Below are 1,278 nucleotides of genomic sequence, written 5' to 3' on the forward strand. Positions count from 1 at the left end.
TGGTATTATCCCCTCATGGTAGACAGTGAAAAAAGACCTCATGGTATGATGAGATCAACACTGTTGACCGGAGGGGATTTTCTTATGCCGCCACGTAAAGGGCAAAAACAGCAGCAATATGACGAAGCAACGAAGAGCGAAGCAGTACGTTTGCGGGTTGAGGAGCATTGGAGCTACCCAATGATAATGGAGAAATTAGGCATTAAAAGTAAGACGCAGATTCGGGAGTGGGTACAGAAACGGCAAAACGGTGAAACGTTTGAAGACTATAGAGGGCGATGGATCAAGAAGTATTTCAGCAGTCTAGAGGAAGAGAACAACTACTTGAAAGCGCAGGTCGAATACCTAAAAAAGCTCAATCCAAATCTACACGGGGAGGGAAGTTGGATAAGCAAACCCGGTTTAGGACGATCGAAGAAATGAGTCGCAAGTACGCTGTGGTCATGCTATGCGAAATAGCGGAGGTCTCCCGGGCGGGCTACTACAAGTGGAAGGCGACGGAGAAGGTTCGTAAGGTACGTGTGGAGCAGGATGCCGACCTAAAGGAACATATACTGGCAATTCACCGCATTCGCCCATACTTTGGGTATAAACGAATGCGCACGGCTCTACGCAAAGAGGGACTACAAGTAAATACGAAGAAAGTTCGCCGACTGATGCGAGAATTGGGCATCCGCTCAGTGATCCGCAAAAAGCGTCCATTTGCCGGCCGCAAGCCCTCCATCGTGTTCAACAATGTCCTTAATCGCCAGTTCGCTGCGGACGAGGCTAGAAAGAAATATGTAACCGATATTACCTATATTCGAGTCGTCGATGACTTCATTTATCTGTCCGTGGTCCTGGATCTGTATAATAACGAAACGGTTGCTTGGGAAGTGTCGGAGAGAAACGATCTTGATCTTGTGCTGTCTACGGTGAAGCAACTGGGTAATGGAGATGCGATCCTGCACTCCGACCAAGGATTCCAGTACACTACCAAGACATACGCAAATCTGTTGCAAGAACAAGGGCTAACCGGAAGCCATTCCAGACGGGGGAACTGCTTCGACAACGCTTGTGTTGAATCGTTTTTTTCACACCTGAAGACGGAAAAGTTGTATCTGGAGAAACCAAGAGATATAGCTCACGCTCGCAAACTGATCGCTGAATACATCGAATTCTACAATACAGAACGGTTCCAGAAAAAACTCGGCGACCTCTCCCCAGTCCAATACCGGGAATCGATCGCCGCTTAAGATAGCGTCTTTTTTTAGTGTCTACTTGACGGGGCTATGACCA

1 protein-coding gene is annotated in these 1,278 nt (G+C 47.7%); it reads left to right on the top strand.

All coding sequences use genetic code 11. The features are described from left to right. The first annotated feature begins 84 nt into the window (after positions 1 to 84). Positions 85 to 1,235 (top strand): IS3 family transposase gene (locus tag AC3WJN_RS25525; protein ID WP_369750415.1). Its coding sequence is split into 2 segments (ribosomal slippage): positions 85 to 343 and positions 343 to 1,235, totalling 1,152 coding nucleotides; the frame shifts between segments, so codons are not numbered across the junction. Positions 1,236 to 1,278: the final 43 nt, after the last annotated feature.

Source organism: Brevibacillus sp. FW306-2-1A-C05A (assembly GCF_058781555.1).